A 5,601-nucleotide genomic window follows, 5' to 3' on the forward strand; every position below is an offset into this window, starting at 1 on the left:
TGGATTATATCCAAAATGGTCCTGGTGCTGGCCGGTTAATCGAAGAATCCTTTATAACAGGGCATCCTGTGATACATCCGGTAATCCCTATGACCCAAATCGCTTCGTAGTCAAATGGAATGACATTGAGAAAAAGTGGATAGGTGATGTCCCGGATGGAGGTTGGCCACCTTCTGATAAATACCCATTCATTATGAAAACCGAGGGACATGCCGCTATATTTGGTCCAGGTCTAGCCGATGGTCCATTCCCAGAACATTATGAGCCACAGGAATCCCCGGTTTCAAATATTCTTTCCAAAACCCAGAATGACCCGGCAACCAAGATATGGAATGCTGATCTTGACCTCTGGGGAGATTCTGCTAAATTCCCGATAATTGCAACATCCTTCAGGCTGACCGAGCATTGGCAATCGGGGGCTATGACAAGGAACCTTCCCTGGCTCTGCGAGCTTGTTCCCGATATGTTTGTGGAAATAAGCACAAGCCTAGCTAAACAGAAGGGAATAAAGCATGGCGAAAAGATTAACATTGTTTCTGCAAGGGGAAAGGTCTCTTGCTATGCCTTAGTTACAAACAGAATTAAGCCATTTCAATTAAACGGAAAGTCATATGAGCAAGTTGCCCTTCCCTGGCACTTTGGCTATTCTGGCCTTGCAACAGGCGATTCAGCAAATAGACTAACCGCAAACATTGGAGATGCCAATACAATGATTCCCGAGTATAAGGCATTTTTATGCGATGTAATAAAAGCAGGAAAATGATGGTTTGATAAAATATGAAATATTTAACCTTATCGGGGGTGACAGGGAGCTGACGAGCGAAACGAACGGAAGCGAGTAAAGCGACCGTCAAGAGGGGCAGAGCCCCCTATAAGGAGTGAACGAAGTGAGCGACAAAGGAGGTAAATAAGATGGCAAAATTAGGCACTTTGATTGACACATCCCGTTGTACGGGTTGTAGGGGATGTCAGGTTGCTTGCAAGCAATGGAATGGCTTGGAAGCTGAGAAAACCCAGTTTTTTGGCGGCGAGGGCTATCAAAACCCAAAAGACCTGTCAGGAAACACATTGACCTTGGTCTATTTTAAAGAAAGGGCTGAAGCAAACAGCCTTGCCTGGCTATTCAGAAAGCACCAATGTATGCAATGCACCATTGCATCCTGTGTAAATGTCTGCCCAGTAAAGGCACTTTCTAAGCATCCTGATGGCTATACGATAAGGGATAGGGCAAAGTGCATTGGCTGCGGCTTATGTGTTCAAAATTGCCCATTTAAAATTCCCAGGCTGGCTGAGGACAAAAAGGCAAGTTCTTGCAGGTATTGTATAGATAGGGTTCAAAATGGCTTAACCCCAGCCTGTGCAAAAGCCTGCCCATCTGGTGCAATCCAATTTGGTAAGAGGGATGAGCTGCTTAAAAAGGCTAAAGATAGGGTTGCTGTGCTTGGTGGCAAGGCAAATCTCTATGGAGAAACCCAGTGTGGTGGATTAGGTGTTTTGTATATCCTTTTGGATGACCCTGATGTCTATGGCCTTCCTAAGCTTCCAAAAACCGCAGAAATACCAACTTGGAACGAATTGGTAGAGCTATTTTCCAAATTTAGCCTTCTTAGCATAGGAAGTCTTGCCATAAAATCCTTAAAGGAATCCGCAGATCAGTAAGGGATGCCCGTTGATTTCCGAAAGCTCTGACCTTGAGGCCGTGATACACATAAAGAAATGGAGGAATTTATCTCAAAAGATGAGCTTGCCTGCTTTGAAGAACTAGATAGCCTTAAGGCAGAATATAAGAAAAGACTGGATTTTCCCCTCCCTTTAAGCCTTCCTATAGAGCTTGAAAAGATAGAGGTAGACAAAGAGGTTTTTAATGAAATGTTTGATAGGATCTTAGGGGTTATAGAAAAATATTCGCATCAAAAAATAGAGAGGAAAACCTGTAATTTAAAGGAATTAGTAGAAAATGGCAAAAGGGGTGATTTTATTTCAATAAATATTTTAAAACCTATATTTGAAAGAATTGCCGAAAGCCTTAAGGATAAAATTCCTTCCTATTGGAATAGGGGTTATTGCCCGGTTTTTGGAGGGCTTCCTTTGATGTCAGGGCTTAGAAAGGAGGATGGAAAAAGGTTTCTTCAATGCATGCTCTGCAAGACAGAATGGGAATTTTTAAGGATAAAATGCCCATATTGCGAGAGCGAAAAATATTTAAAATTCTTTCAAACAAGCGATGAAAGCCCCTTTCGGGTAGATGTTTGTGATCATTGCAAATTTTATATAAAAACCCTTGATCAGAGAAAAATGGATATTTTAAACTTGGAAAAAGTGGATATAGAAACAAGGTATCTGGATATCTTGGCGATAAAAGAGGGGTATAAAAAAATTGGTTTTTGAAAAAAATCAATAGCCACTGCTTTGGATTTAGAACCTTCATAGGATTTCCTTAAAACCAGTTTTGTTTCAGTATATTAAAGGCAGATACAGATTATGAAAGAAAAGATTATCATCAAAGGTGCTAAAGAGCATAACCTTAAGAATATTGATGTAGAAATACCAAGGGATAAGCTTACAGTAATTACTGGGCTTTCTGGCTCGGGAAAATCATCTTTGGCATTTGACACATTGTATGCCGAGGGACAAAGAAGGTATGTAGAATCTTTATCTTCCTATGCACGGCAATTTTTAGGTCAAATGGAAAAGCCAGAGGTTGACTATATTGAAGGGCTTTCACCTGCTATATCCATTGAACAAAAACCAGTGAGCAAAAACCCAAGGTCAACTGTAGGAACAATTACCGAAATTTATGATTACTTAAGGCTTCTCTTTGCTAGAATAGGAAAGCCATATTGTTATAAGTGCAAAAAGTCGATAAGGAAACAAAGCCCATCAGAGATTGCTGACCAATTGGAGGCATTACCTTATGATACCAAAATCACTATCTTTTCTCCCCTTGTCTCTTCCAAGAAGGGTGAGCATAAAGAAATATTAAGACATGCATTGGAGGAGGGGTTTGTGAGGGCAAGGATAGACGGAAAGATGCACGAGCTTTCAGAAAAAATAAGGCTGGATAAGAATAAAAAGCATAGCATTGAGGTTGTTATCGACCGGATTGTAATTAAAGAGGGGATAAGAAAGAGGCTTGCTGATTCTATTGAAACGGGAATGGCTCTTTCCAAGGGAAGGCTTATTGTCCTGGCAGGAAAAGAGGAGCTTGTTTTTTCCTCTGAGCTATCCTGCCCTGATTGCGGGGTTTCTTATGCTGAAATTTCCCCCAGGATTTTTTCCTTTAATTCGCCTTATGGTGCCTGTCCTATTTGTGAAGGGCTAGGGTTTAGGATGGAGATTGACCCAGAATTGGTGGTTGATAAAAATAAAAGCATCTGGCGGGGTGCAATCAAACCATCCCTTTCCTTGCGCTATAGACCAGAGGATAAGATTGAGGAACTCGCACAGCAATATGGCTTTAGACCAAACCTTCCTTTTTACCAATTACCCCTTGAGGTTCAAAACTTCTTTCTCTATGGAAAGGGTTATTATGAGGGTATAATTCAAAACTTAGAAAGAAGATACAGGGAAACAAAGTCAGAATATATCAGGGGTGAGATTGAGAAATATATGAGCTATATCCCTTGCTCATCTTGCAAAGGAACAAGGCTAAAGGAAGAAAGCCTTTCTATTCTTATTGATCATAAACCTATCTCTGCAATTACGGCTATGTCTATTGGCGAATGTTTATCTTTCTTTTCCGCTCTTAAACTAAAGGAATACGAAGGCATTATTGCCCTTGAAATTATTAAAGAAATAAAGGCAAGACTTACATTTCTGGTTGATGTTGGGCTTTCTTATCTTACTTTGGATAGACCTGCCTCAACCTTATCAGGTGGCGAAGGTGAACGAATAAGGCTTGCCACCCAGATAGGAAGTGGATTGGTTGGTGTCTTATATATCCTTGATGAGCCATCCATTGGTCTTCACCAAAGAGACAATAAGAAATTGCTTTCAACCTTAAAGAATTTAAGGGATTTAGGGAATACCATAGTTGTGGTAGAGCATGATGAAGAAACCATAAGGTCGGCTGATTTTGTTATTGACCTAGGAAAAGGGGCAGGGGAGGAGGGAGGCTCTATTGTTGCTATGGGAAGCCCGCAGGAAATCATAAAAAATAAGCATTCTTTAACCGGTGGCTATTTATCGGGAAGGCTTAAAATTAACCTTCCTAAAAAAAGGAAAAAACCCTTAAGGTTTCTTAAGCTAAAGAAAGCATCCCATAATAACCTTAAAAATATAGATGTCTCAATCCCTTTGGGTGTATTTACCTGCATTACCGGTGTATCGGGAAGTGGAAAGAGCAGCCTAATTGCGGAAACATTACACCCTGCCCTCTCTGGGATACTACACCGTTCTTCAATAAAACCAGGCCATTATGAGGGTTTAGAAGGAATTGAATTTATTGATAAGGTAATCAATATCGACCAATCACCCATTGGAAGGACACCAAGGTCTAACCCGGCAACCTATACTGGGCTATTTACACCGATAAGGGAATTGTTTTCCGAGCTTTCGGAATCTAAGGCAAGGGGATATAAGCCAGGGAGGTTTAGCTTTAATCTTAAGGGTGGAAGGTGTGAGGCTTGTGAAGGAGACGGGGTAAAGAAGATTGAGATGTTTTTTCTCCCTGATTTATATATCCCCTGTGAGGTTTGCAAAGGGAAAAGGTATAACAGAGAGACATTAGAAATAAGATACAAGGGAAAGAATATTGCTAATGTCTTGGATATGACGGTTGATGCTGCTTTGGAATTCTTTAAAAATATTCCACAAATAAAGCATAAATTAGAGGTTTTATCTGATGTTGGCTTAGGATACATAAAGCTTGGACAGCCAGCAACCACCCTCTCGGGTGGAGAGGCACAAAGGGTTAAGCTTTCTGAGGAATTATCCAAGAGGCAGACAGGAAATACCCTCTATCTTTTGGATGAACCAACCACTGGTTTGCACTTTGAGGATATAAAAAGGCTATTGGATGTTCTGTTTAGATTAAGAGATATGGGAAATACCATTGTGGTTATTGAGCATAATATGGAGGTCATAAAAACAGCCGATTATATTATTGACCTAGGCCCAGAGGGAGGAGATGAGGGTGGCTATGTAGTTGCCTCGGGTATTCCTGAGGAGATAGTATTAAACAAGGATTCACATACTGGAAGGTTTTTAAAGAAATACCTTAGGCAAACAGGATAAAGTATGTGCGTTTTATTAGGGTAAACCCTATTATTTTCAACAATTATTGGGTTTTCCTTAGATGCTTTTCTTTATAGTCCTGCAGTAAAATTATTATACCAAAAAAGATTGCTGCAAGAATACCCGCACCAAACAAAATATAGAGCCCTATCATTAACAAATAAAATTCTACAAAATTAAAAAAATATTTGTCAAGTCATTTTCGCCACTAAATTTGAAAATTGGCTCTAATACTAAATCTAAGGCCCAATTTTTCGGCACTACATATTTTGCACTTGACAAAAAATTACCTAATATTCTCTATTTTATAGTATCTTCCATTACTTAGTGCAAAAATAGTATTTAAGAAATTTTGAATTCTAAATT

General features: G+C 39.8%; 4 protein-coding genes. All 4 read left to right on the plus strand.

The window, feature by feature from the left end; genetic code table 11:
* A partial coding sequence (locus AB1397_05735; protein MEW6482486.1) for a molybdopterin dinucleotide binding domain-containing protein occupies positions 1-763 on the plus strand: 763 nt, incomplete at its 5' end.
* Positions 764-912: 149 nt separating this feature from the next.
* Positions 913-1,659 (plus strand): 4Fe-4S dicluster domain-containing protein, encoded by a 747-nt coding sequence (locus AB1397_05740; GenBank protein MEW6482487.1) that lies wholly within the window; start codon positions 913-915, stop codon positions 1,657-1,659.
* A 57-nt stretch (positions 1,660-1,716) separates the two neighbouring features.
* Positions 1,717-2,388 (plus strand): formate dehydrogenase accessory protein FdhE, encoded by a 672-nt coding sequence (locus AB1397_05745; protein MEW6482488.1) that lies wholly within the window; start codon positions 1,717-1,719, stop codon positions 2,386-2,388.
* A 90-nt stretch (positions 2,389-2,478) separates the two neighbouring features.
* A complete protein-coding gene (gene uvrA / locus AB1397_05750; GenBank protein ID MEW6482489.1) occupies positions 2,479-5,235 on the plus strand; it encodes an excinuclease ABC subunit UvrA in 2,757 nt (918 codons plus the stop codon).
* Positions 5,236-5,601: the final 366 nt, after the last annotated feature.

The organism is bacterium, from assembly GCA_040756715.1.
Taxonomy (GTDB): domain Bacteria; phylum UBA9089; class UBA9088; order UBA9088; family UBA9088; genus JBFLYE01.

What these genes read in the sequence shown, in the direction of transcription:
- AB1397_05745 (MEW6482488.1), top strand. Translation starts at nt 1,717, where the DNA reads ATGGAGGAATTTATCTCAAAAGATGAGCTTGCCTGCTTTGAAGAACTA.
- AB1397_05740 (MEW6482487.1), top strand. Translation starts at nt 913, where the DNA reads ATGGCAAAATTAGGCACTTTGATTGACACATCCCGTTGTACGGGTTGT.